Here is a 24,910-nt window from a genome sequence, read left to right as displayed (position 1 = left end):
ACGGACGGTGTTTTCAGCTGACGCTTTCCTGCCGGATCAGCCATCTGCCGCCCGACTTGACGAACACCAGCGTTTTCTCGGCGGAAGACTTGAACGTCGGCGACGCATACTCCTCGTGGAAGCGGACCGTCGCCGTCTCGCCGGCAATGGAAACCCGGACGTCGCTGGCGGTCACCTGCAGGCTTCCCGGCTTATCCAGGCGCTGCCGGCGTTCGTCCTCCCACTCCCGGCGGGACATGCCCTTGGGCGTCTGGAAGTCGTCCGCGTAGAACGCCAGGTAGGCGTTCAGGTCCTTGCGCGACCAGGCCTGCGTCCAGTCCTGGACGACCTCGGTGAGGACGGAGGCGGGTTCGCCGGCCTGCGCCGGAACCGCCGCCTGCACCGCCGCGCTTCGGGGCGCCGCCGCGGCCGGGCCGGTACCTGGCCCGGTCGACAGCTTGACGAGTTCGTTGGCCATCGTAAGCTTGGCCCGCGCCGTCTTGCCGGCCGCGTCGAGCTGCAGCGACTTGTCGTAGAACTGGCTGGCCAGCTTGGCGTGGATGTCGCCCAGGTTCTCGTAGGCCACCGCGTAGCCCGGATGCGTGCGGATCGCCATTTCCAGCGCCGTGCGCGCCTTGTCGTACTGCTTCTGCCGGGCATACAGCACGGCCAGGTTGTTGTACGGCTCCGGCAGTTCGGGGAAATTCTCGGTGAGGCCGGTGAACACCGCGATCGCCTCGTCCGGGCGCCCCAGCTCGGTCAGGATCAGGCCTTTGGTGAACGGCCCCTGGGCGTCCCGCGGCTGCGCGGCGATGTAGAGATCGGCCTTTTCCAACGCCTGCGGCATTTTCCCCTGCTTCATCAGGCCCTGGATTTCCGCGAGCGTCTGCGCGCCCGCGAGCTGCGCCGAAACGGCCAGGGCGACTCCGGTCAACAGTCCCGGAAGGCGCGTCCGCAAAGGCTTTGGAGAGGTCGGAAACATCGCTGTGCTATACTTTTCGGGCTTGTTCAAATCCTGTGGATTCTAGCAAGAAGCCCCCCGAAACCAAAGCATTCCATGCGTTCCGCCGTTTTGCGGAGCCGTCCACGCGAGTCAGAAAATGCTGAAAATCTACAATTCCCTGACGCGGGAAAAACAGGACTTCGTTCCCCTCGAACCCGGCAAGGTGCGCATGTACGTGTGCGGCATGACGGTGTATGACTACTGCCACCTGGGCCATGCCCGCGTGCTGGTCATCTTCGACATGGTGCAGCGCTGGCTGCGCGCCAGCGGCTTCGCCGTGACCTACGTGCGCAACATCACCGACATCGACGACAAGATCATCAAGCGCGCGCTGGAAAACAACGAAACCATCGGCCAGCTGACCGACCGCTTCATCGCCTTCATGAACGAGGATTCGGCGGCACTCGGTGTCGAGAAGCCCGATTTCGAGCCGCGCGCGACCGCGTACGTGCCGCAGATGCTGAACCTGATCGGCCAGCTAGAAACGAACGGCCTGGCGTACCAAGCCGGCGACGGCGACGTCAATTTCTCGGTGCGCAAGTTTCCGGGCTACGGCAAGCTCTCCGGCAAGTCGCTCGACGACCTGCGCGCCGGCGAGCGCGTCGACGTCGACCAGGCCAAGCAGGACCCGTTGGACTTCGTCCTGTGGAAGCACGCCAAGGAGGGCGAACCGTTCTGGGAGTCGCCGTGGGGACGCGGCCGGCCGGGCTGGCACATCGAATGCTCGGCGATGAGCTCGGACCTCCTCGGCAAGCAGTTCGACATCCACGGCGGCGGGCAGGACCTCCAGTTCCCGCACCACGAGAACGAGATCGCCCAGTCCGAGGGCGCGCACAACTGCCGCTTCGTGAACTACTGGATGCACAACGGCTTCGTGCGCGTGGACGACGAGAAGATGTCCAAGTCGCTCGGCAATTTCTTCACCATCCGCGAAGTGCTCAAGAAATACGACGCGGAGGTCGTGCGCTTCTTCATCCTGCGCGCCCACTACCGCAGCCCGCTCAACTATTCGGACAAGCACCTCGACGACGCGCGCCAGGCGCTGTCGCGGCTGTACACCGCGCTCAAGGCGGTGGCGCCGGCGGACGTCCCGGTCGACTGGAACGAGCCGCACGCGCTGCGCTTCCGCGCGGCGATGGACGACGATTTCAACACGCCGGAGGCGTGCGCCGTGCTGTTCGACCTGGCCACCGAGGTGAACCGCGCCAGGTCGCCCGCGCTGGCCGGGCAGCTGCGCGCGCTGGCCGGCCTGCTGGGGCTGCTGCGGCGCGATCCGACGGAGTTTCTGCAGGCGACGCCGGCGAGCGGCGCCGGCGAATCGGGCGGCTGCCCGGCCGAGCGGATCGAATCGCTGATCGCCGAGCGCATCGCCGCCAAGAAAGCGAAGAACTTCGCCGAGGCCGACCGCATCCGCGGCGAACTGGCCGCGGCCGGCATCGTGCTGGAGGACGGGCCGCAGGGAACGACCTGGCGGCGCGCCTAGGAGTGATGTGGTGATGACAACGTGGTCGGGTCTTTTTCTGGAGGGTGATCTATGAAAGTGAAACCGTTGCTGCAGTTGCTTGCCGGAGCGTCCGTCGCGCTCGCCGGCGTCCAGGCGCACGCCGGGACCATCGACGAAGTGGTCAAGGCCGGCGTGCTCAAGGTGTGTACGCCGGGCGACTACCGGCCGTTCAGCTACGCCGTCTCGGACGGCGCCTTCGAGGGCCTCGACATCGACCTGATGCAGTCGCTGGCGAGTTCGCTGGCGGTGAAGGTCGAGTACGTCAAGACGACCTGGGCCAACCTGATGCCCGATTTCGTCGCCCGCAAATGCGACATCGCCGTCGGCGGCATCTCCGTGACGCTGGAGCGCCAGAAGCAGGCGTCCTTCAGCACGGCCTACATGGTCAACGGCAAGACGCCGCTGGTGCGCTGCGCCGACGTCCAGCGCTTCCAGACGGTCGCCGACATCGACAAGCCGGAGGTGCGGGTGATCGCCAACCTCGGCGGCAGCAACGAACGCTTCGCCCGCGCCAATTTCAAGAACGCCAAGCTGACCATCCACCCGGACAACATCGGCATCTTCGACGAAGTGCTCAAGGGCAACGCCGACGTGTTCGTCACCGAATCGGCCGAAACGCTGGTGCAGCAGCGCGTGCGTCCCGGCCTGTGCGGCGTCAATCCGGACAAGCCCTTGCAGTACGGCGAGATGGCCTACCTGCTGCCGCGCGGCGACGTGGCGACGAAGGAGTACGTTGACCAGTGGCTGCACTTGATCAAGGCCACCGGCGAGTACCAGCGCATCGTCGGGCGCTGGCTGAATTAGCCGCCGTCGCGGCACGAAAAAAGGGCACCGCGAGGTGCCCTTTTCTTTTTCTGTTTGAGCGGCCCGCCCCGCTCAGCCCGCGAAGAACTCCTTGACCTTGTCCATCCACGACTTGGCGCGGGGATTGTGGCGTTCGGCGTCGACGCGGCTCGATTCCTCCAGTTCGCGCAGCAGTTCCTTCTGGCGTTCGGTGAGGTTGACCGGGGTTTCGACGACCACGTGGCAGAGCAGGTCGCCATGCGCGTGGCTGCGCACGCCCTTGATGCCCTTGCCGCGCAGGCGGAAGATTTTCCCGGACTGGGTTTCCTCCGGAATCCGCAGCTTGGCCGCGCCGTCGAGCGTGGGGATTTCGATTTCCCCGCCGAGGGCCGCGGTGCTGAAGCTGATCGGCATCTCGCAGTGCAGGTCGTTGCCTTCGCGCTGGAAGACGGCGTGCGGCTTGAGGTGGATCTGCACGTACAGGTCGCCCGACGGGCCGCCGTTGATGCCGTGTTCGCCCTCGCCGGAGAGACGGATGCGATCGCCCTCGTCCACGCCGGCGGGGATCTTCACCGCCAGCGTCTTGTGCTGCTTGACGCGCCCGGCGCCGTGGCAGTGGCCGCACGGATCGGCGATGAACTTGCCGGTGCCGTGGCACTTGGGGCAGGTCTGCTGGATCGAGAAGAAGCCCTGCTGCAGGCGCACCTGGCCGCTGCCCTGGCAGGTCGGACAGGTCTTCGGCTGGGTGCCGGCCTTGGCGCCCGTGCCCTTGCAGGACTCGCAGACCTCCATGGTCGGAATGCGAATCTTCGTCTCCGTGCCGAAGGCCGCCTGTTCGAGGGTGATCTCCAGGTTGTAGCGCAGGTCGGCGCCGCGATAGACGTTCGAGCGTCCGCCCCGGCCGCCACCACCACCGAAAATCTCGTCGAAGATGCCGCCGAAGGCGTCCGAGAAACCGCCCGCGCCGCCGAAACCGCCGAAGCCGCCGCCCATGCCGGCCTGCGGGTCGACGCCGGCATGGCCGTACTGGTCGTAGGCGGCGCGCTTCTGCCCGTCGGAAAGGACCTCGTAGGCTTCCTTGGCCTCCTTGAAATGCTCTTCCGCCTTGGGGTTGTCCGGATTGCGGTCCGGATGGTGTTTCATGGCCAGTTTGCGGTAGGCCTTCTTGATTTCGTCTTCGGAAGCGTCCCGGTTGACGCCGAGAACTTCGTAAAAATCGCGTTTTGCCATGAGTGGGTGTGCCGGGTGATAGAACGCAAAAGGGCGAGGGCGCGATTATACGCTCCTCGCCCGCGACGACTGGCGCTGCTTACTTCTTGTCCTTCACTTCGGTGTACTCGGCATCGACCACGTCGCCGTCGTCCTTCGCGCCGCCGTTGCCCGGGGCACCGGCGCCCGCTTCAGGTCCGGCGCCGGCCGACGCGCCCGCCGCGCCGGCTTCGGCCTGCTGCTTGGCGTACATCTTCTCGCCGAGCTTCTGGGCAGCGGTGCCGAGCGCCTCGCTCTTCTGCTTGATGGCGTCGACGTCGTTGCCACGGTGGGCTTCCTCGGCGTCCTTGATGGCCGCCTCGATCTTGCCCCTTTCCTCCTCGGCGAGGTCCTTGCCGTACTCGTTCAGCGACTTCTTGACCATGTGGATCATGCTGTCGCACTGGTTGCGCGCGTCGGCGAGCTCGTGCGCCTTCTGGTCCTCCTCGGCGTGCGACTCGGCGTCCTGCACCATGCGCTGGATTTCATCCTCGGACAGGCCGGAGTTGGCCTTGATGGTGATCTTGTTCTCCTTGCCGGTGGCCTTGTCCTTGGCCGAGACGTGCAGGATGCCGTTGGCGTCGATGTCGAAGGTGACCTCGATCTGCGGCATGCCGCGCGGCGACGGCGGGATGTCGGACAGGTTGAACTGGCCGAGGCTCTTGTTGCCGCCGGCCATTTCGCGCTCGCCCTGCAGCACGTGGATGGTCACCGCCGACTGGTTGTCCTCGGCGGTCGAGAAGACCTGCGAGGCTTTGGTCGGGATGGTGGTGTTCTTCTTGATCAGCTTGGTCATCACGCCGCCCAGGGTTTCGATGCCCAGCGACAGCGGGGTGACGTCGAGCAGCAGCACGTCCTTGACTTCGCCCTGCAGCACGCCGCCCTGGATCGCGGCGCCGACGGCGACGGCCTCATCGGGGTTCACGTCGCGGCGCGGCTCCTGGCCGAAGAACTCCTTGACCTTGTCCTGCACCTTGGGCATGCGGGTCATGCCGCCGACCAGGATCACGTCGTCGATGTCGCCGATCTTGCAGCCGGCGTCCTTGAGCGCGATGCGGCACGGCTCGATGGTGCGATCGACCAGGTCCTCGACCAGCGCTTCGAGCTTGGCGCGCGTGATCTTCATGGTCAGGTGCTTCGGACCGGAGGCGTCGGCGGTGATGTAGGGCAGGTTGATTTCGGTCTGCTGGCTCGACGACAGTTCGATCTTGGCCTTTTCCGCCGCGTCCTTGAGGCGCTGCAGCGCGAGCACGTCGGACTTGAGGTTGGCGCCGGACTCCTTCTTGAACTCCTCGATGATGTAGTCGATCAGGCGCTGGTCGAAGTCCTCGCCGCCCAGGAAGGTGTCGCCGTTGGTCGACAGCACTTCGAACTGGTGCTCGCCCTCGATCTCGGCGATTTCGATGATCGAAATGTCGAAGGTGCCGCCGCCCAGGTCATACACGGCGATTTTCTTGTCACCCTGTTTCTTGTCCATGCCGAAGGCCAGCGCGGCCGCGGTCGGCTCGTTGATGATGCGCTTGACTTCCAGCCCGGCGATGCGGCCGGCGTCCTTGGTGGCCTGGCGCTGGCTGTCGTTGAAGTAGGCCGGGACGGTGATCACCGCCTCGGTGACTTCCTCGCCGAGGTAGTCCTCGGCGGTCTTCTTCATCTTGCGCAGGACTTCGGCGGAGACCTGCGGCGGCGCGATCTTCTCGCCGCGCGCCTCGACCCAGGCGTCGCCGTTGTCGGCCTTGAGGATCTTGAAGGGCATCAGGCCGATGTCCTTCTGCACTTCCTTCTCCTCGAAGCGGCGGCCGATCAGGCGCTTCACCGCGAACAGCGTGTTGTGCGGGTTGGTCACCGCCTGGCGCTTGGCCGGGGCGCCGCACAGGATTTCGCCGTCGTTGGTGTAGGCGACGATGGACGGCGTGGTGCGCGCGCCTTCCGAGTTTTCGATGACTTTCGGCTTGCCGCCCTCCATGACGGCGACGCAGGAATTGGTCGTGCCGAGGTCGATGCCGATGATTTTGCCCATTTTCAAGTCCTTTCAGGTGAGGAGTGAGGGGTGAGGAGCGAGGAATCGCACTTCCTCACGCCGCGCTCCCCTTCGTTAATCGTGTACCGACGCCTATCTGGGGCCGGGGGAGAAGGTTTTCAAGCGCGGGCGTTCAGCCCTTCGGCTTGGCCACGATGACCAGCGCCGGGCGCAGCACGCGCTCGGCGATCAGGTAGCCCTTCTGCAGGACGGTGACGACCGTATTGGGCTCCTGGTCCGCCTCGATCATGCTGATCGCCTGGTGGAAGTTCGGATCGAACTTTTCCCCGGCCGGGTCGATTTCCTTGAGGCCCGACTTCTCGAAGGCGGCGACGAGCTGCTTGAGCGTCAGTTCGCTGCCGGCCTTGAGGCTGTCCACGCTGGGGTTCTCGGCGGCCAGCGCGGCCTCCAGGCTGTCCTTGACGGCCAGCAGTTCGCCGGCGAAGCGTTCGATGGCGAATTTGGAAGCCTTGGCGATGTCCTCCTGCGCGCGCCGGCGGACGTTTTCGGTTTCCGCCTTGGCGCGCAGCCAGGCGTCGTGATGCTCCTCCACCTTCAGTTCGGCCTGGCGGATCATCTCTTCGATGCTGGGCGTGCTTTCCGCCGGCTCCGTCGCGGGGGTCTCCGGCGCGTTTTCGCCGGCGGGGTGGGGGGCGATGTCTTTCTCGAGTTCTTGCATGGTTGGTGGTCTCCCGGAAAACTTCGAACCATTTGGGGACAAAACCTGTAATTTCAAGTAAAACTTTTACCGTGCTTGTTCGGCCGCGTTGCGATATGCTGGCGCGTTGAAATGATCGGCAGGCAGGGGGCCGCGAAACGGATGGACAAGATCGGCAAATACGAAATCGTCCGCACGCTCGGCAAGGGGGCGACCGCGGTCGTCTACCTCGCGCGCGATCCGGATTCGGGCCGCGAGGTGGCGATCAAGCTGATCCGTTTCAACGACGACAACGCCGCCATGTCGCGCCGCCTGCGCAAGCTGTTCCAGGTCGAGGATTCGGTCGGCCGGCGCATGGATCATCCGAACATCGTCAAGATCCACGACGCCGAGATCGAAAGCGACCAGGCCTACATCGTGATGGAGTACGTTCGACGGCAAGGCGCTCGATTACTACTGCGCGATCAACCGCCTGCTGCCGATGCACCGGGCCATCGGCATCGTCTTCAAGTGCTGCCTGGCGCTCGACCACGCCTTCCGGCAGGGCGTGGTGCACCGCGACATCAAGCCGGCGAACATCCTGATCGACGCCGACGACAACCCGAAGATCACCGATTTCGGGCTGGCGCTCAACCTGCACAAGGACATGAACCGGGACTCGACCTTCATCATGGGCGTGGGTTCGCCGGCCTACATGTCGCCCGAGCAGATCAAGAATTACCCGCTGAACCACAAGACCGACCTGTATTCGCTCGGCGTCGTGCTCTTCCAGCTGCTGACCGGGCGCCTGCCGTTCCGGGCCGCCAACCAGGGGGCGCTGGTTTACAAGATCGTCAACATGGACCCGCCGTCGGTGTGCGACCTCAACCCGAACCTGCCGGCCGGCCTCGGCCCGATCCTCAAGAAGGCGCTGGAGAAGGACCTCTACAACCGCTATCGCAACGGCGCGGAGTTCGCCAAGGACCTGTTGACCGTCCGCTACCAGATGTACGACGAGAACGAGACGCAGCAGGACACCGAGCACTTCGACATCCTGCGCGGCCTGGACTTCTTCCGCGAATTCGAGGACGTCGAGCTGTGGGAGGTCCTGCGCATCAGCGTCTGGCGCGACGTGTCGGACAAGGTCGCGCTGATCAGGGAAGGCGACAGCCATCGCTCGTTCGGCGTGATCATCCGCGGTTTCGTCGAGGTGTCGGTCGAGGGGAAATCGCTGTGCCGGCTCGGGACCGGGGAGGTCGTCGGCGAGATGGCCTACCTGCATCCGAGCGATAACAAACGTTCGGCGACGGTGGTCACGCTCGAACCGACGCTGTTCCTGGAGATCAACAGCTCGGCGCTCGACCTCGCCTCCGAGGAACTGCTCGAACGCTTCCGCAAGACGCTGCTGGCCAACGTGCTGGCGCGCCTGCGCGCGGCCGACAAGGCCCTGGCCCGTTCCGGCCCGCCGGCGGTGCAGGGGCGCGCCGCCGCCTGCGACCTGGAACTCGCGCCGCCCTGATCCGGCCGCGACCGCCGGGCCGGATTCGTATATCATACGGGGCTTCGTCCCGTTAGCGCCGTTGCCATCGATTCCCCGTGCTTTCCGTTTCTTCCGATCCGACCTCCGCCTCCACCATCCTCCAGGACGTTTTCGGCTACGGCGCCTTCCGCGGCGCGCAGGCGGAGATCGTCGCGCACCTGATCGCCGGCGGCGACGCGCTGGTGCTGATGCCCACCGGCGGCGGCAAGAGCCTGTGCTACCAGATTCCGGCCATCGCCCGGCACCGCGCCGGCCGGGGCGTGGCCGTGGTGATCAGCCCGCTGATCGCGCTGATGCACGACCAGGTCGGCGCGCTGGAGGAGGCCGGCGTGCACGCCGCCTTCCTGAATTCCACCCTGACGCTGGAAGAGGTCCAGCGCGTCGAGCGCGAGATGATGAGCGGCCGGCTGGTCATGCTCTACGTCGCGCCGGAGCGCCTGACCACGCCGCGCATGCTCGGTCAGCTCGACGCCCTGCACGCGCGCGGCCTGCTCAGCCTGTTCGCCATCGACGAGGCGCACTGCGTCAGCCAGTGGGGGCACGACTTCCGCGAGGACTACCTGGCGCTCGACGTGCTGCACGAACGCTATCCCGGCGTGCCGCGCATCGCCCTGACCGCCACCGCCGACGCGCTGACGCGCGCCGACATCATCGCCCGGCTGGACTTGGGCGGCGCGCGGGTGTTCATCAGCAGCTTCGACCGGCCGAACATCCGCTACGTGATCGTCGAGAAGGGCGACGCGCGGCGGCAGCTGCTGGCGTTCCTGCGCGAGGAGCACGCCTGCGACGCGGGCATCGTCGACTGCCTGTCGCGCAAGAAGGTCGAGGAGACGGCCGTCTGGCTGTCGGCCGAGGGCATCCCGGCGCTGCCGTACCACGCCGGGATGGATGCCGGACTGCGGCGCGAGCATCAGGACCGCTTCCTGCGCGAGGAAGGGCTGGTGATGGTCGCCACGATCGCCTTCGGCATGGGCATCGACAAGCCGGACGTGCGTTTCGTCGCGCACCTCGACCTGCCCAAGAACATCGAGAGCTACTACCAGGAGACCGGCCGCGCCGGCCGCGACGGCCTGCCGGCGGACGCCTGGATGGCCTACGGCCTGGCCGACGTGGTCAACCAGCGCCGGATGATCGACGAAAGCCCCGCCGACGAGACCTTCAAGCGCGGCCAGCGCGGCAAGCTCGACGCGCTCTTGTCGCTGGCCGAGGCGCACGACTGCCGGCGGGTGCGCCTGCTCGCCTATTTCGGCGAGGAAAGCGCGCCCTGCGCGGCCGCGCAGAACGTCTGCGACAACTGCCTGCATCCGCCGCAAACCTGGGATGCGACCGAGGCCGCGCGCAAGGCGCTGTCCTGCGTCTACCGGTTCTACCAGGGCGGCGGCCAGCGTTTCGGCGCCGTGCATCTGATCGACGTGCTGCGCGGCAAGACGACCGAGAAGGTCGCGCAGTACGGGCACCAGCGTCTCTCCACCTTCGGCATCGGCGCCGATCTGGCCGACGCGCAGTGGCGGGCGGTGCTGCGCCAGCTGATCGCGCTCGGCCACCTGCGGGTCGAGGGCGAGTTCAGTACGCTGGAGCTGACCGAAAGCGCGCGCGCCGTCCTGCGCGGCGAGGTGCAGCTGTTCCTGCGCCATCCGGCCAACCCGCTCGGCAAGACTGCCAGGACCCGGCGCGGCGCGCCGGACGCGCGCGGCAAGGCCCGGCGCGCGCCGCTGTCGATGGACGACGAGGAAATGGCGCGCTTCGAGGCCTTGAAGGCCTGGCGGGCCGGCGTCGCCCGCGAGCACAACGTGCCGGCCTACGTCGTCTTCCACGACGCCACCCTGGCCGAGATGGCCAAGGAAATGCCCGAAACCCTGGCGGCCCTGGCCGAGATCGGCGGCGTCGGGGCGAAGAAACTGGAAGCCTACGGGCGGGAGATCCTGCGCGTGCTCGGCGGGTGACTCAAACCGTCAGATCGACCTGCTGCACGCTGCCCACGCCGCCGCTTTCGCGGAGATAGACGCCGCTGCTGCGCACCTGGCCCTGCAGCGCGTTGTTCGCGTCCTTGACGGCGAAAGGCGTGGCGACGCGGGCCAGGCTGATCGCGCCGACGTCCGCTGCCATGAGCGAACGCAGGACGTCGACGCCGGCGCCGTCGCGGGTCCACACCGACAACTGCGCGTAAGCCGCGTCGTTCTCGTCGATCCAGCCGTTGTTGTCGTCGTCCAGCGCGGCCAGCTCGGCGAAGCCGTCGCCCGTCTTCGCGCCGAACAGTTCGGAACCGTCGTTGATCGTGCCGTCGCCGTTGCGGTCGAAGGCCAGGAAGCCGCTGCCGCCGGCCAGGAAATTGATGCGCTCGCTGGCGTTGCCGTCGGCATTGAGGTCGAAGGCGAAGCGCTGGTCGGTCAGCTGCGCGGCCGTGCCGGAAAAGTTGATCACCAGCGGATCGCAGGTCTTGCGGGCGTCGCCCAGGCGCACGCTTACGCTGGACTCCATGTGATAGCTGCGCGCCATGGACAGCGACAGATTGAAATTGATGGTCTGGCCGTCGGCCGTCTGCACCACGCCGCTGGCGGCGAACGAGGTCCGCTCGACTTCCGTGTAGGACTCGCGGCGGTCGTATTCGACGCCGTACCCGGCGCTGGGCGCTGATGCCGCCGGCGCCGCTGCGCCGCCGCCGAGGTCGCTCGCGTCGAAGACGTCGACGTCCTCGCCGGTCAGCTGCGCCAGCAGGAGGCGGATCAGGCTGAGCACGGGGTCCCGGTCGGAGGAGGCGAGACTGCCCAGCGAGGCGCTTTCCCCGGCCTGGGCGGAGCGCCCGGCGTCGGAGATGAGCACGCTGCCGATCGCCGCGCCGGAGGAGGCCGCGCCGGTGCCACTGCCGGAATCCGGCCGGCGGTCGCCGACCCACATGCGCATGGATTCCGAGACTTCATGGCGCTGCCATTGGCTGTGGCTCGATTCGAGTTGCAGCGACGAACCGGCGATCTTCATGGTGACTGTCCTTCCCGCAAGTAAAACCGTGTAAAGAACTAACGGAAAGGAATAGGAAATCTTGAGCGGCGTCCGGCGGCCGCGCATCCCGCCGGACGGCTAGCGGGTCGGCCAGCCTTGCAGGTGCCGCAGGGCCAGCGTTGCCAGCGCGCGAATCCAGTCGTCGCTTTCGTTCAGGCAGGGGATGGCGAAATATTCCCGGCCGCCGGCCGTGAGGAAGAGGGATTTGCCTTCGATGGCGATTTCCTCGAGCGTTTCCAGGCAGTCGGCGGGAAAGCCCGGGCACAGCACGTCCACGCGCCCGATGCCCTGCCGGCCGAAATTTTCGAGCGTCACGGCGGTGTACGGCTGCAGCCATTGCGCGAAACCGAAGCGCGACTGGAAGCAGACGACGCAGGTCTCCTCGTCGAGTTCCAGGGCGCGCGCCAGCAGCCGGCCGGTGGCTAGGCACTCGTCGCGGTACGGGTCGCCGAGTTCGACGGCCTTGGCCGGGATGCCGTGGAAGCTGAGGATCAGCCGGTAGGACGATGCCGGCCGGCCGTGCGCCGCCCAATGCCGGCGGACGCTGGCGGCGAGCGCCGCGATGTAGTCCGGTTCGGCGGGGAAGCTGCGCACCGTGCGCAGTTCCGGCTGGTCGCGCAAGGTGCCGGCCCAGGCGAAGGCGGCGTCGAAGGCCGTGGCGGTGGTGCCGGCGGAGTACTGCGGATAGAGCGGCAGCAGCAGGATGCGCGCGCATCCCTCGGCCGCCAGCCGGGTCAGCGCGTCGGGAATCGACGGCTGGCCGTAGCGCATCGCGTAATCGACGCGCACGGCGTGTCCCGCTTCGCCGAGCAGGCCGCGCAGCAGCTTGGCCTGCCGCTCGGTGTACAGCCTGAGCGGCGAGCCCTCGGGCGTCCAGATGGCGGCGTAGCGCTCGGCCGACTTGCGCGGGCGCAGGTTGAGCACGATGCCGTGGAGGATCGGCCACCAGAGGAGCCGCGGCGTTTCGACGACGCGCGGGTCGGACAGGAATTCGCGCAGATAGCGGCGCAGTGCGGGCGCGGTCGGCGCGTCGGGCGTGCCGAGGTTGATCAGCAGCACGGCCGTCCTGCCGGCTGCTTCCTGATGGGGCTCCGGTACGGACGGCATCAGGAGCTGGCTTGGTAGGTCAATGCCGAGGAAAGCAGCTTGGCGGTGATGTCGACGATCGGGATGACCCGTTCGTAGGCCATGCGCGTCGGCCCGATGACGCCGACCGAACCGACGATCTGGCCGTCGACCTCGTAGGGCGCGGTGACCACGCTGCATTCGTCGAGCGGCGCGAGGCCGGATTCGCCGCCGATGTAGATCTGGATGCCGGCGGCGCGGTGCGAGATGTCGAGCAGCCGCATGAGCGCGGTGCGCTGTTCGAAGAGATCGAACAGCTCGCGTAGGCGCTTCATGTTCGAGGACAGTTCCTCGACTTCGAGCAGGTTGCGCTCGCCCGAGATGACGTACTGGTCATCGGCCCGGCTCAGCGCTTCGTCGCCCGCCGCCAGCGCCGCGGCCATCAGGTTCTGCAGGTCGCTGCGCAGCTTGAGCAGGTCTTCCCGCACGCGGTTGCGGATCTGCTCGAAGTCGTGGCCGGCGAAATACTGGTTCAGGTAGTTGGTGGCGACGACCAGTTCCGCGGCGGAATAGGGCCGCTCGGTAAACAGGATGCGGTTCTGCACGTCGCCGTCCGTGGTCACCAGGATCAGCAGGATGCGCTTTTCCGACAGGCTGACGAACTCCATCTGCCGGATGCGCTGCGGCTTGCGGCGCGGCGTGAGGACGATGCCGGCGAAATGGGTGAACCCGGAAAGCAGCTCCGAGGCGTTGCTGATCAGGTCCTTCGGGTGCGACGGATGCAGGCGGCCCTCGATGGCGTGGATCTTCTCGCTCTCCAGCGGCTGCGTGATCAACAGGCTGTCGACGAAGAAGCGGTAGCCGCGCGGCGTCGGCACCCGGCCGGCCGAGGTGTGCGGGCTGGCGATGAAGCCCAGGTCCTCCAGGTCGGCCATCACGTTGCGCACGGTCGCCGCCGACAGGTCCAACCCCGAGTACCGGGAAAGTGCGCGCGAACCGACCGGCTGGCCGTCGGCGATGTAGCGTTCGATCAGGGTCTTGAGCAGGGTCCGGGCGCGTTCGTCGAGCATGGGGCCGATTCTACAAAAGAAACCGGAGATACCGTGTTGTGTTGTCAAGTATATATGTTTAAAACCGCTTCCTTGTTAGGGTATGGCTACTACACAAGCTAGTCTCACGATTACGAAGAGGTTCCGGGAAATACTGAGACGTTAGAAGGTGTTTTACGAATAGGTAAATTTCCGTCAGCGGAAATTCCCGTTAACAAAATGCCGTTATTTACTTTCTCTTCTCCAAAAAAACGACTTCAAGAAATCGTCGCCCTCGGCTGCGTTCACCTCGGCGCCCGGCGTCGCATCGACGCCGCCCGGAGATTACCTGGCACGCCAAATGCTCAATGTTTCGCGTGACCAACTGCAAAAAAAAGCGCCCGCCATGTTTCCGTCCAATTTGCTCATCGAAATGGGGGCGTCCCATCTCATGCCGTTCGCCATCATTGAGGCAAAACACTATCTGGACTGTCCTCAATGCACCGATTAGGGGATGGAAGCACCAATGAGATGCCTTTCGCCGACGGATACGACTGGCAGGACTACCGGGAGAACGATCATGCGGGAATCGTTACGCGCGAGTCATCTTCATACGATTTTCCACACATTCAGCATACCAAGATTGCAGACGGATATTTTTCTAATTCGATCATGAACTGTTCGATAGCCCCCATTCCCCTCTCACCGCGCCCCGCCGTGGCGGAGGGGCGTTCAGACATTACGATTCCCAACCAAGTCGCATTCGAAGGATTCCGCCTGGCAAGCGCTTTCCAACCGATTGTCAGTCTCTCGCTTCAACGTATTGTCGGACACGAGGCACTATTGCGCGCTTGCGACGTTGCCGGTCAGGCGACCTCGCCAGTGTCACTCTTTTCCGGTCTCGCTCCGGAAAAGCAGATGGTGCTTGACTGCATCTCCCATCAATTGCACCTGGATAACTTCAAGCAGTACGCTACAGGCGACAGGTGGATATTCCTGAACATGACCCCGGAGGTCTTTCTGCAAACTAGGCATGCGAAAACAGGAAACACCTTCAGCGACACCTTATCGACCCGGGGCATTAATCCCAACAATGTCGTTATTGAGCTCCTGGAAAGGGATGTCCGTGATTCGGCCGAATTTGAAGGCGCTGTCGCGTACTTTCGCGAACTTGGCTGCTTGATTGCTTTGGATGACTTTGGTGCTGGGAGCTCCAATTTCGACAGGGTCTGCAGCCTGCGGCCCAAGATCGTCAAACTCGATCGCAGCCTGATTGCTGACGTCACGCGAAAGTCGCGGGTGAGGCGCATTCTGCCTCAGCTGATATCGTTGCTGCATGAGGCAGGGGCGATGGTGTTGGTGGAAGGAATCGAATCCAAAGAAGAGGCTTACATCGCTTTGGAGGCGAACGCCGATCTTGCCCAGGGCTATTTGTTTGGCCACCCCGAGCCGTTCTGTACAGAACATGAGGAAGTTCAGGATTCACTGCAGTTGATATGGCAGGTATTCGATCAACACGGTGCTGTCAACACGGTGCGGCAGCACCAAATTATGGCCCCTTATATCAACGCCATCAGAAACGCTTCGGTTCTTCTGGCGGCTGATCGTCCGATAGCAGAGGCCTGCGCTGCCTTTCTGGCGTTGTCTGAGACATCGATATGCTACTTGCTCGATGCAGGGGGGCGGCAAATCGGCGTGAATCTTAGAGGCAATGGTATTGCGGCGTTCCCCGACCCACGCCTCGAGCCGCTGAGAGACACGCATCGGGCGCGGTGGTCGCGCTGTCCTTACTTCCGGCGTGCCATCGAGCACTTTGGAAAGGTCCAGATCACCCGTCCTTATCTGTCAATTTCAAGCGGTAGTCTTTGCGTTACGGTTTCCGTCGGTTTTCTGGCGGGGGACGAACAACGGGTCATATGCGGCGACATCACCTGGACCGAGAAGATGGCGCCGGCTCAACAAGGCGATTTTTGCGGGGCGACATCTCCCTAATACGGGACATTCCCCTACGCAGCGCCCAGCGATGGTGCTGTCGCGCGCGCATCATGGTAACGATTCGCCCGACGGACATTGTCGTACGTGGAATTCCGGATGGCACATGCATTGCTTTATCCGCCCAGACACCTGATCGATCACCTTGACTCCACCACTCTGATATGAGAAAGCCCAACAAATCGTGCATGAAGGCCGATCCCGAATATCTGACCCGTTTCATGGGATCGTTATTTCCCGACCAAAAGCGTCTCGGCGAAATACAAGCGGTTTACGACAACTTGACCTTGCTCGGTCAACTCCTCGGCGCCGGCACCGACATCACCAGCATGCGTCAGGATTTTCAGGAACTGGCCTCGGTATTGCTCGACCAGTTGGCGCGCGAGCATTACAAGAAGGCAAAGCTGAACCTCAGTTCATGCGCGCGGGTTGCGATTGACATCCTGGTCCGCAATCTCTTCGAACGTACGGCTGACATCGGGTTTCTCGCCACGGATAACGAGATCCGCACTTTCGCCGAGTCCGTTGTAGCCGACCCCATGGCGGCGCGGGATGAGGAACGACTTGCACGCCTGCACTCGCACTTCTCCGAATACGTCGCCAAGTACTCGGTTTACCACAACATCATGTTGCTATCGCCTTCCGGCGACGTGCTTGCTCAATTGGATCCATCCAATACCGTCAAACAGACAAGCGATCGCCTTCTGAATGAAGCGCTGACGACGTCTCAAGGTTACGTCGAAATTTTCCGGCCGACGGATCTGCTTCCTGACGAGCCGAGCCCGCTGATTTATGCCTATCGGGTGATGGCGGACGACGGAAGCCGTCCCGTCGGAGTGCTCTGCCTATGTTTCCGCTTCATGGACGAGTGTCAACGAATTTTCGACAGCCTCGTTTCGGAAGATGACTGGACGGTGATTACCCTGCTGGATCCGAGCGGCCACGTCATTGCCAGCAGCGATCCGTACCAGTTTCCGCTCGGTGCGCGTGTGGAGCCGGTCCCGGACAACGAATGCCGAATCGTGCGTTTCGCCGGGCGGGAGTATCTTGCTACGACGCGCCAGGCCGACCCCTATCAAGGCTATTGCGGCCCCGGTTGGCTCGGACACGTCATGGCGCCGCTCAATCATGCCTTCGAGATGGCCGAGGCGTCCGAGCTGTCTGGCGTCCCGGACACTATCCTCGCCGGGGTGCTCGATGTGGCAACACTGCTCGGCACAGCCCTCCGGGACATCCCCGTCCGGGCAACCACGATCCAGCAGGAACTTAATCGCGCCGTCTGGAACGGCAACATTTGGCTGGCAAGGGAAAGTAACGCGCACAACTCGCAATTTGCAAAGGTACTGCTGCGCGAAATCGGCAGCACCGGCGTTCGTACCCGCAACGTCTTCAGCGAATCGACGAACAACCTTTACAAGACAGTCGTCTCGTCGGTACTTTTCGATTGTGGCGCGCAAGCCGCCCTGGCCATCGACATCATGGACCGCAATCTCTATGAACGTGCCAACGATTGCCGGTGGTGGGCACTATCCCGCGTTTTTCGCGAAGGACTCGACGGTTCGCAGACACAGACGCCCGCGCTTCGACAGAAGCTGACTACCGTATTGCGTCATATCAACGACCTCTATACGGTCTACAGCAACTTGATTCTTTTCGACAACAGCGGCCGGGTCGTTGCCGTATCGAATGCGGCATACAACGATCGTCTGGGGAGCGTCCTCGGGGAGGCCTGGGTGAGACCGTGCCTCGGCCTTCGCGACACGCAGAGCTATTGCGTTTCGGATTTTTCACCCAGTAGCCTTTATGCCGATCAGGCGACCTATGTCTTCGCGGCAGCCGTCCGGTCTGTCGAAAACGACAACCCCGTCGGCGGCATCGCCATCGTCTTCGACTCGACGTCTCAGTTCCAGGCCATGCTCAAAGACGCACTACCCAGACAAGAAGATGGTACCCCCGTTCCGAACGCATTTGCCGTATTTGCGGACAGCGACGGTCGTATTATCGCGAGCACCAATCCGGCGCTGCCGGCCAACGGATCTATCGATGTCAGTGATGAGTTCTTTACCCTGCAGCGCGGCGAGACCACCGCCAACATCATCGCTTACGATGACATCTATTACGCTGTCGGCTCCTGCAAAAGCGCGGGGTATCGCGAGTACAAGTCGGCAAGCGATTCGTACCAGAAGGAAATTGTCGCGCTCATCTTCATGCCGCTCTCGGACAGACTGGCCGATCCGCGTCCACAGAGAATGCTTCGCCACGGGGAGGCCGGAGAGGGGCGCCTCCTGAGGCAAGCAGGCAGCCAAGACACCCGCGACATCGCCAGTTTTTACATCGGTCACAACTGGTACGGCATTCAGCCGACATCGGTCGTCGCCGCCGTAGACGCGGAAAGACTGACGCCGATTCCAGGCTCCTCGAACTGGATCGTCGGCTGTCTCATGTATGAGGACAATGCAATATCCGTCGTCAACATTGCCGCGGCCATACAGGCCATTCGCCCGCCGCATGAAAGACGGCGATGGAGTGATGGTTTTAGCGACAAGCAGCAGATTCTTGTCTTGAAATCCGTCCGCCACAAGGTGCTGTTCGGGTTGATTGTCGATCGTCTGGCCGAAGTGACGGAAATCGAAACGCATCGCATCGAGCCTGTCCCGAGCATGCTCTCGGACAGCCAGTCAATGATTGAAAGCCTGGTCAAACCGTGTGAAGAAGATCATGAGCGACGGATCCTGATGGTTCTCTCCGCAGAGAAGATCCTCGAACGGTGTTCCCTTGCCGAACCGCATGCACAAATAGCCGGCCAGGGTGCCATTCTGGGATGTGTGTAGCGAAAATCTGCGCCGTGACCTTGCTTTTGACGGGGTAGTTCGACGCGAAGAAGGCCTCCGCTTGATCGAATCGGTCATGATAGGGTTGCGGACGCGACCGGCAATGAATTCGCTCGGGGTGTTGATGAGGATTCCGTCGGATCTGCAAGCGATGGGAAATCGAACCGAGGGTGCGCTTGGGCGGCTTTTCAGTTTGCCGGGGGGTGACCATGGCTTAGCTCCGGCTGGCCACGGATTCGTTGCCGGTTCCCTCGTCGGTGATGGCGCCGAGGACGTCGTCGGGATTCACGCCCAGGGCCTGGGGTTCGATCTTCTGAATCGCGCGCGATGCATCCGGCTACCGGAGCTTGGACGTCAGCCCGAGTCGTTCCAGGACCAGGGTGAAGATCGGTTTGGCGATCGCCCAAGCCTCCCGGGCCGCAAGCGGCACGGAGGCGATTGGGGTTTGGGATTTGTGGTTTAATTCCGTCCCATGACCGCCCCCCACCCCTCGAACCCATCAAGCTGCCGGGATTGCCAGTTCCCGCCGCAGACAATCGCGCTGATCGGCAAGTATCAAAGCCGCGAAATCGCCGAATCGCTGTCCTTGCTGGCGAAGAACCTCCACGACCGGGGCGTCGGGGTGCTGGTCGAGGAAGCCACCGCCAGCCTGTCCGAGACGGGCGTCGAGCCGCACATCTGGACGCGCTGCGGCTATGCCGAGATCGGCGCGCGGGCCGACGCCGCGATCGTCCTGGGCGGCGACGGCACGATGCTCAACGCCGCCCGCCACCTGGCGCGCCACCGCGTGCCGCTGGTCGGCGTCAACCAGGGCCGCCTCGGCTTCATGACCGACATCGCCCGGGCCGACATGCTGACCTGCGTGGACGACCTGCTGGCCGGCAAATTCACCGCCGAGAGCCGCATGCTGCTGTCCGGCGAGATCGTGCGCGACGGCCGGGTGGTCGCCTCCAACCTGGCGCTCAACGAGGTGGTGGTCGACAAGGGCGCCATCGGCCGTCTGATCGACTTCGATCTGTACGTCGACGGCGAATTCCTCTACAACCTGCGCTCGGACGGGGTGATCGTGTCGACGCCGACCGGCTCCACGGCGTACTCGCTCGCCGCCAACGGCCCCATCCTGCACCCGCAGGTCACCGGCATCGCGCTGGTGCCGCTGTGCCCGCACTCGCTGACCAACCGGCCGGTGCTGGTCGGCGACCGCAACGCGATCGAGATCCGCATCGTGCGCGCCGACGATTCACGGGTGCACTTCGACGGCCAGGTCACCTTCGACATGAAGCCGGGCGACGCCATGCGCATCCGGCGCTCGGAGGATTCCGTGTGTTTCCTGCATCCGCCCGGCTACAGCTATTTCGCCATGCTGCGCGAAAAGCTGCACTGGAGCCGGCAGCCGACGACGCGCTGACATGCTGCAGCGCCTGACCATCCGCGATTTCGTCCTGGTCGACCGGCTGGAGCTCGAATTCGCGGCGGGCTTCGGCACGCTGACCGGCGAAACCGGCGCGGGCAAGTCGATCCTGGTCGACGCGCTGGCCTTCGTGCTCGGCGAACGGGCCGACGCCGGCACCATCCGCGCCGGCTGCGAGCGCGCCGAGGTCGCGGCCGAGTTCGCGCTCGGCGACGCGCCCGCCGTGTCCGCCTGGCTGCGCGACAACGACCTCGACGGCGGCGACGGCCTGCTGCTGCGCCGCGTGCTCGACGCCACCGGGCGTTCCCGCGCCTACCTCAACGGGTCGCCGGCGACCGTCCATCAGGTGCGCGAGGTTTCCGAACTGCTGGTCGACATCCACGGCCAGCACGCGCACCAGTCGCTGTTGCGCCCCGAGGCCCAGCGCCTGCTGCTCGACGCGCACGCGCGCCTGTCCGGCCCGGCGGCGCAGGTGGCGGACGCCTGGCGCCGCTGGCGTGAGGCGAAGAATCTGCTGGAATCCGCCGCCGCAGGCGCCGAGGCGCTGGCACAGGAGCGCGAGCAGCTCGCCTGGCAGGTGCGCGAACTCGAAACGCTGGGCTTTTCCGCCGAGGAATGGAACGGCCTCAACGTCGAGCACAAGCGGCTGGCGCACGCGGCGAGCCTGGTCGAAGGCGCGCGCTTCTCCCTGGCCGCGCTGGCCGAGGACGACGCATCGTGCGAGGCGCAGCTCGACGCGGCCCTGGCGCGGCTCGACGACCTGGCCGGCTTCGATCCAGCGCTCGGCGAGATCGCCGCCCTGCTGCAGTCGGCGCAGGCCGAACTGGCCGAGGCGATCTCCGCGCTGCACCGCTACGCCGACCGCCTGGAGCTCGATCCGGAGCGCCTGGGCGAGATCGAACGGCGCATCGAGGCGGTCCTGGCCTGCGCGCGCAAGTACCGCGCGAGTCCGGAGGAACTGCCGGAATTGCTGGCGCGCTGGCGGGAGCGCCTGGCGGCGCTGGGCGAAGCGGCCGACACGGCGACGCTGGAGGCGCGCATGCAGGCGGCGCGCCAGGAATATGAGGTGCTGGCGCGGAAGCTCTCCACGGCGCGCGCCAAGGCGGCGAAGCAGCTCGGCGCCGAGGTCAGCCGCGTGATGCAGCAGTTGGCGCTCGGCGGCGGCCGCTTCGAGATCGCCCTGGTGCCGGTCGCGGAGGGCGGCGCGTTCGGGCTGGAGCAGGTCGAATTCCGCATCGCCGGGCTGGCCGGGAACGAATCGCGGCCCCTGGCCAAGGTGGCCTCGGGCGGCGAACTGTCGCGCATCAGCCTGGCCATCCAGGTGGTGACGAGCCAGGCGGCCAGCGTGCCGACGCTGGTGTTCGACGAGGTCGACGTGGGCATCGGCGGCGGCGTCGCCGAGGTCGTGGGCCGCCTGCTGCGCGAACTCGGCGGCGAACGGCAGGTGCTGTGCGTGACCCACCTGCCGCAGGTCGCGGCGCGGGCCAACTGGCAGTGGCAGGTCGCCAAGAACAGCCGCGACGGCCAGGTGCGCAGCCAGGTCGTCGCGCTGGACGAATCCGGCCGCGTCGAGGAAGTGGCGCGCATGCTGGGCGGCGTGGAAATCACCGCGATCACGCGGCAGCACGCGCGGGAGATGCTGGGTCTCGGCTGACCTTGATTGAGGCCTGCGGGCCGGCGCCGTCGCGCCGCCTGCCGTTTACCCGCCGGCGTGCTCCGTCGCCGCCGTTCCGTGCTTGTCCTTGTTCGGACAGTCCGGCCGGGTGCATTCGACGTAGAGATACATGGCGTGCGCCTGGATGGCGAAGCCGCGCTCCTTGGCGATGCGCTTCTGGCGGCGCTCGATTTCCTCGTCGTGGAATTCCTCGACGTGGCCGCAGTGGGTGCACACGAGATGGTCGTGGTGCTGCATCGCCTTGCGTTCGAACACCGCCTTGCCCGATTCGAAATGGTGCCGTTCGAGCAAACCGGCCTGCTCGAACTGGGTCAGCGCGCGATAGACCGTGGCCAGACCAATGTCCATGTTGTCGCTGAGCAGCAGGCGATAGACGTCGTCGGCCGTGAGGTGTTTGCCTTCCGCTCTGTCGAACAGCTCGAGGATTTTCATGCGCGGGAAGGTGGCCTTGAGCCCGATGCTCTTGAGTTCGCTGGATTTGTTCATGGCTGTGGAGAAGTAACGATGCGTTCTTTCGGTTATGATATACCGCTTGCTATGACTCTGACTCGGGACCGTAGTTTAATGCCATTCCACAAAATTTTATTAACGGGGGGAGCACGCTGCGGGCGGATCGCGGCCGCCGCCGTTTTCGTCTCCCTGGTCGGAGCGTGTTCATGGGTGCCGCGCCCGATCAGCGAGTACAAGATCGACATCCAGCAGGGCAACGTCCTGACCCAGGACATGGTTGCGCAGCTCAAGCCGGGGCTGACCAAGGACCAGGTCCGCTTCATCCTTGGGACACCGGTGCTGATGGACATGTTCCACGCCAATCGCTGGGACTATGTTTACCGCCTGCAGAAGGGCAGCACGGGAGAAGTCGAGATGCGCAAGTTCTCGACCTTCTTCGACGACAACGACCGGCTGGTCCGCGTCGGCGGCGACGTGGCCGCCCTGCAGTCCGCGGGCGGCGCGTCCGCGGCGCCGGAGAACAGGATGCGCGAGATCGACCTGGGCTCGGTGCCGGAGGGCACGGTGGCGCCGCCGATCGAGGAGAAGGGATTTTTCGGAAAAATGATGGAAAGCATGGGGTTCTGAGATGAGTGCATTGAAGATCGCGGTGGTCGGGGCGACCGGACGGATGGGGCGGATGGTCATCGAGGCGGTGCTCAAGGACGACGTGGCCGAGCTGGCGGCGGCCATCGACCTGCCGGGCAATCCGATGATCGGCAAACCCGTCGGCGAACTGGTCGGCATGCCGTGCGAGGTGCGGGTGAGTTCGGACGCCGAGGCCGGTATCGCCAGTGCCGACTGCCTGATCGACTTCACGCGGCCGGAGGGCACGCTTGAACATCTGGCGATCTGCCGGCGGCACCGGGTGGCGATGGTGATCGGCACGACCGGGCTGGACGACGAGGGCCGGCAGACGGTGGCCGACGCGGCGAAGGAAATCCCGGTGGTTTTCGCGCCGAACATGAGCGTCGGCTGCAACGTGGCGTTCAAGCTGCTGGACGTGGCCTCGCGCATCCTGGCGCAGGGGTACGACGTCGAAATCGTCGAGGCGCACCACCGGCTCAAGGTCGACGCGCCTTCGGGCACGGCGCTGCGCATGGGCGAGGTGGTGGCCGCGGCGCTGGGGCGCGACCTCAGGCAATGCGCCGTCTACGGGCGCGAGGGCGTGACCGGCGAGCGCGATCCGTCGACCATCGGCTTCGCCACCATCCGCGGCGGCGACATCGTCGGCGACCACACGGTGATGTACTGCGGCATCGGCGAGCGCGTCGAGATCAGCCACAAGGCGGGCAGCCGCATGCCGTACGCGCTGGGCAGCCTGCGCGCCGCGCGTTTCCTGGCGGGCAAGGAGAACGGCCTGTTCGACATGCAGGACGTGCTCGGCCTGCGCTGAGGCCGGATCGCCGGCCGGCGGCGCGCCGGTTTTCCGCCGGCAGAGCGCCGCGCGTTGCCGAGAGCGGCGCCCTCGGGGTATAATCCGAACGTTTTCAAGACATTAAGCGGGAGAGTCGAGTGCTCTCCCGCTTTTGCATATCTACGCTACGGAACAGGAGCCTTCTGTGTCATTGCTACCCTCTTTTCCGCCCGCGGTTCTCGTATTGGCCGACGGAACCGTTTTCCGCGGCTACGCCATCGGCGCCTCCGGCATCGCCAGCGGCGAGGTGGTGTTCAATACGGCGATCACCGGCTACCAGGAAATCCTGACCGATCCGTCGTACTGCGGGCAGATCGTCACGCTGACCTATCCGCACATCGGCAACGTCGGCTGCAACGCGGAGGATTTCGAGTCGCGCGCCAATTTCGCCGCCGGGCTGGTGATCCGGGATCTGCCGCTGCGTGCCGAGAGCTGGCGCCTGGAAATGTCGCTGCCGGACTACCTGAAGAAGTACGGAGTGGTGGCCATCGCCGGCATCGACACGCGCAAGCTGACGCGCATCCTGCGCGAGAAGGGCGCCCAGTCCGGCTGCCTGATGGCGGGCGAGATTGACGAAGGCAAGGCGCTGCGCGAGGCGCGGGCGTTCCCGGGGCTGGCCGGCATGGATCTGGCCAAGGTGGTCAGCGTCGAGTCGCCCTGCGAGTGGAGCGAGGGCGAGTGGACGCTGACGGGCTACCGGCCGGCGGCTGAAGCGAAATACCACGTCGTGGCCTACGATTACGGCGTCAAGCGCAACATCCTGCGCATGCTCGCCTCGCGCGGCTGCAAGGTGACGGTGGTGCCGGCGCAGACCCCGGCCGCCGAGGCGCTCAAGTACGCGCCCGACGGCATCTTCCTGTCCAACGGACCGGGCGATCCCGAGCCCTGCGACTACGCCATCGCCGCGATCCGTGAATTCCTCGAGTGCAAGCTGCCGACGTTCGGTATCTGTCTCGGGCAGCAGCTGATGGGCCTGGCCGCCGGCGCCCGCACGCTGAAGATGAAGTTCGGCCACCACGGCGCCAACCACCCGGTCAAGGACCTCGATTCCGGGCAGGTGCTGATCACCAGCCAGAACCACGGTTTCGCCGTCGATCCGGCGACCCTGCCGGCCAACGTGCGGGTCACCCACGTCTCCCTGTTCGACGGTTCGCTGCAGGGCATGGCCTGGACCGACCGGCCGGCGCTCTCCTTCCAGGGCCACCCGGAGGCGAGTCCGGGGCCGCACGACGTGGCCTACCTGTTCGACCGTTTCATTTCGATGATGCAAGCCAGAAAGGCCGAGGGAAAGTAA

At 65.0% G+C, this 24,910-nt stretch carries 19 protein-coding genes and 1 pseudogene; 12 read left to right on the top strand and 8 right to left on the bottom strand.

Annotation, left to right across the window (positions count from 1 at the left end; genetic code table 11):
• Positions 1 to 13: 13 nt before the first annotated feature.
• A complete protein-coding gene (locus tag QM701_RS02260; protein WP_415165477.1) occupies positions 14 to 913 on the bottom strand; it encodes a tetratricopeptide repeat protein in 900 nt (299 codons plus the stop codon).
• 166 nt (positions 914 to 1,079) lie between these two features.
• Here QM701_RS02260 and cysS point away from each other — a divergent pair, with 166 nt between their 5' ends.
• Both cysS and QM701_RS02250 read left to right on the top strand, forming a co-directional pair.
• Entirely contained in the window at positions 1,080 to 2,465 is a 1,386-nt protein-coding gene (cysS, locus tag QM701_RS02255) for a cysteine--tRNA ligase (RefSeq protein ID WP_415165476.1), read from the top strand.
• Positions 2,466 to 2,516: 51 nt separating this feature from the next.
• The gene (locus QM701_RS02250; RefSeq protein WP_415165475.1) at positions 2,517 to 3,290 is read left to right on the top strand and encodes a transporter substrate-binding domain-containing protein; all 774 of its coding nucleotides are present in this window, start codon (positions 2,517 to 2,519) and stop codon (positions 3,288 to 3,290) included.
• A 72-nt stretch (positions 3,291 to 3,362) separates the two neighbouring features.
• Here QM701_RS02250 and dnaJ read toward each other — a convergent pair whose 3' ends face one another.
• From dnaJ to grpE, 3 genes are all read right to left on the bottom strand, one after another.
• Entirely contained in the window at positions 3,363 to 4,499 is a 1,137-nt protein-coding gene (gene dnaJ / locus QM701_RS02245) for a molecular chaperone DnaJ (protein WP_415165474.1), read from the bottom strand.
• Positions 4,500 to 4,578: 79 nt separating this feature from the next.
• Positions 4,579 to 6,534: a molecular chaperone DnaK gene (gene dnaK, locus QM701_RS02240; protein WP_415165473.1), complete on the bottom strand. Its 1,956-nt coding sequence runs from the start codon at positions 6,532 to 6,534 to the stop codon at positions 4,579 to 4,581.
• 133 nt (positions 6,535 to 6,667) lie between these two features.
• Positions 6,668 to 7,213, bottom strand: a complete 546-nt coding sequence (gene grpE / locus QM701_RS02235; RefSeq protein WP_415165472.1) for a nucleotide exchange factor GrpE — start codon at positions 7,211 to 7,213, stop codon at positions 6,668 to 6,670.
• Positions 7,214 to 7,324: 111 nt separating this feature from the next.
• Here grpE and QM701_RS02230 point away from each other — a divergent pair.
• The 3 genes and pseudogenes from QM701_RS02230 to recQ form a co-directional block, all read left to right on the top strand.
• A pseudogene (locus tag QM701_RS02230) lies at positions 7,325 to 7,600 on the top strand (protein kinase domain-containing protein); the annotation flags it as partial.
• Between the two features lie 73 nt (positions 7,601 to 7,673).
• Positions 7,674 to 8,690 (top strand): protein kinase domain-containing protein, encoded by a 1,017-nt coding sequence (locus QM701_RS02225; protein ID WP_415165471.1) that lies wholly within the window; start codon positions 7,674 to 7,676, stop codon positions 8,688 to 8,690.
• Between the two features lie 77 nt (positions 8,691 to 8,767).
• Entirely contained in the window at positions 8,768 to 10,654 is a 1,887-nt protein-coding gene (gene recQ, locus QM701_RS02220; protein ID WP_415165470.1) for a DNA helicase RecQ, read from the top strand.
• A 1-nt stretch (position 10,655) separates the two neighbouring features.
• Here recQ and QM701_RS02215 read toward each other — a convergent pair whose 3' ends face one another.
• The 3 genes from QM701_RS02215 to hrcA form a co-directional block, all read right to left on the bottom strand.
• Positions 10,656 to 11,687 carry a VCBS repeat-containing protein gene (locus QM701_RS02215; RefSeq protein WP_415165469.1) on the bottom strand — a complete coding sequence of 344 codons (1,032 nt, stop codon included), beginning with the start codon at positions 11,685 to 11,687 and terminating at the stop codon, positions 10,656 to 10,658.
• 99 nt (positions 11,688 to 11,786) lie between these two features.
• A complete protein-coding gene (gene hemH / locus QM701_RS02210) occupies positions 11,787 to 12,815 on the bottom strand; it encodes a ferrochelatase (protein ID WP_415165468.1) in 1,029 nt (342 codons plus the stop codon).
• On the bottom strand, positions 12,815 to 13,843 hold the full coding sequence (gene hrcA, locus QM701_RS02205) for a heat-inducible transcriptional repressor HrcA (protein WP_415165467.1): 1,029 nt from the start codon (positions 13,841 to 13,843) through the stop codon (positions 12,815 to 12,817). Before hrcA ends, hemH begins: the two co-directional genes overlap by 1 nt.
• A gap of 489 nt (positions 13,844 to 14,332) precedes the next feature.
• Here hrcA and QM701_RS02200 point away from each other — a divergent pair, with 489 nt between their 5' ends.
• The 4 genes from QM701_RS02200 (at position 14,333) to recN (ending at position 21,689) form a co-directional block, all read left to right on the top strand.
• Positions 14,333 to 15,793: an EAL domain-containing protein gene (locus QM701_RS02200; protein ID WP_415165466.1), complete on the top strand. Its 1,461-nt coding sequence runs from the start codon at positions 14,333 to 14,335 to the stop codon at positions 15,791 to 15,793.
• Between the two features lie 188 nt (positions 15,794 to 15,981).
• Complete coding sequence (locus tag QM701_RS02195; protein ID WP_415165465.1) at positions 15,982 to 18,624, top strand: chemotaxis protein CheW; 2,643 nt, start codon at positions 15,982 to 15,984, stop codon at positions 18,622 to 18,624.
• A 472-nt stretch (positions 18,625 to 19,096) separates the two neighbouring features.
• On the top strand, positions 19,097 to 20,032 hold the full coding sequence (locus tag QM701_RS02190) for an NAD kinase (protein WP_415165464.1): 936 nt from the start codon (positions 19,097 to 19,099) through the stop codon (positions 20,030 to 20,032).
• Position 20,033: 1 nt separating this feature from the next.
• Positions 20,034 to 21,689, top strand: a complete 1,656-nt coding sequence (recN, locus tag QM701_RS02185; protein ID WP_415165463.1) for a DNA repair protein RecN — start codon at positions 20,034 to 20,036, stop codon at positions 21,687 to 21,689.
• A 45-nt stretch (positions 21,690 to 21,734) separates the two neighbouring features.
• Here recN and fur read toward each other — a convergent pair whose 3' ends face one another.
• Entirely contained in the window at positions 21,735 to 22,196 is a 462-nt protein-coding gene (gene fur / locus QM701_RS02180) for a ferric iron uptake transcriptional regulator (RefSeq protein WP_415165462.1), read from the bottom strand.
• 174 nt (positions 22,197 to 22,370) lie between these two features.
• Between fur and QM701_RS02175 the strand changes: the two genes are divergently transcribed.
• The 3 genes from QM701_RS02175 to carA all read left to right on the top strand — a co-directional run bounded on the left by QM701_RS02175 (position 22,371) and on the right by carA (position 24,910).
• On the top strand, positions 22,371 to 22,787 hold the full coding sequence (locus tag QM701_RS02175) for an outer membrane protein assembly factor BamE (RefSeq protein WP_415165461.1): 417 nt from the start codon (positions 22,371 to 22,373) through the stop codon (positions 22,785 to 22,787).
• A gap of 1 nt (position 22,788) precedes the next feature.
• Positions 22,789 to 23,595, top strand: a complete 807-nt coding sequence (gene dapB / locus QM701_RS02170; protein ID WP_415165460.1) for a 4-hydroxy-tetrahydrodipicolinate reductase — start codon at positions 22,789 to 22,791, stop codon at positions 23,593 to 23,595.
• A gap of 166 nt (positions 23,596 to 23,761) precedes the next feature.
• Positions 23,762 to 24,910 (top strand): glutamine-hydrolyzing carbamoyl-phosphate synthase small subunit, encoded by a 1,149-nt coding sequence (gene carA / locus QM701_RS02165; protein WP_415165459.1) that lies wholly within the window; start codon positions 23,762 to 23,764, stop codon positions 24,908 to 24,910.

Source organism: Propionivibrio sp. (assembly GCF_047602565.1).
Classification (GTDB): Bacteria; Pseudomonadota; Gammaproteobacteria; order Burkholderiales; family Rhodocyclaceae; genus Propionivibrio.
This window is presented reverse-complemented; position numbering and strand designations above follow the sequence as displayed.

Excerpts from the sequence above, each read along its gene's own strand:
- QM701_RS02190 (WP_415165464.1), top strand. The coding sequence starts at position 19,097 with ATGACCGCCCCCCACCCCTCGAACCCATCAAGCTGCCGGGATTGCCAG.
- QM701_RS02195 (WP_415165465.1), top strand. The coding sequence starts at position 15,982 with ATGAAGGCCGATCCCGAATATCTGACCCGTTTCATGGGATCGTTATTT.
- QM701_RS02200 (WP_415165466.1), top strand. The coding sequence starts at position 14,333 with ATGCCTTTCGCCGACGGATACGACTGGCAGGACTACCGGGAGAACGAT.
- dnaK (WP_415165473.1), bottom strand. The coding sequence starts at position 6,534 with ATGGGCAAAATCATCGGCATCGACCTCGGCACGACCAATTCCTGCGTC.
- QM701_RS02225 (WP_415165471.1), top strand. The coding sequence starts at position 7,674 with ATGCACCGGGCCATCGGCATCGTCTTCAAGTGCTGCCTGGCGCTCGAC.
- hrcA (WP_415165467.1), bottom strand. The coding sequence starts at position 13,843 with ATGCTCGACGAACGCGCCCGGACCCTGCTCAAGACCCTGATCGAACGC.
- grpE (WP_415165472.1), bottom strand. The coding sequence starts at position 7,213 with ATGCAAGAACTCGAGAAAGACATCGCCCCCCACCCCGCCGGCGAAAAC.
- recN (WP_415165463.1), top strand. The coding sequence starts at position 20,034 with ATGCTGCAGCGCCTGACCATCCGCGATTTCGTCCTGGTCGACCGGCTG.
- QM701_RS02250 (WP_415165475.1), top strand. The coding sequence starts at position 2,517 with ATGAAAGTGAAACCGTTGCTGCAGTTGCTTGCCGGAGCGTCCGTCGCG.
- cysS (WP_415165476.1), top strand. The coding sequence starts at position 1,080 with ATGCTGAAAATCTACAATTCCCTGACGCGGGAAAAACAGGACTTCGTT.
- fur (WP_415165462.1), bottom strand. The coding sequence starts at position 22,196 with ATGAACAAATCCAGCGAACTCAAGAGCATCGGGCTCAAGGCCACCTTC.
- dnaJ (WP_415165474.1), bottom strand. The coding sequence starts at position 4,499 with ATGGCAAAACGCGATTTTTACGAAGTTCTCGGCGTCAACCGGGACGCT.
- dapB (WP_415165460.1), top strand. The coding sequence starts at position 22,789 with ATGAGTGCATTGAAGATCGCGGTGGTCGGGGCGACCGGACGGATGGGG.
- QM701_RS02215 (WP_415165469.1), bottom strand. The coding sequence starts at position 11,687 with ATGAAGATCGCCGGTTCGTCGCTGCAACTCGAATCGAGCCACAGCCAA.
- hemH (WP_415165468.1), bottom strand. The coding sequence starts at position 12,815 with ATGCCGTCCGTACCGGAGCCCCATCAGGAAGCAGCCGGCAGGACGGCC.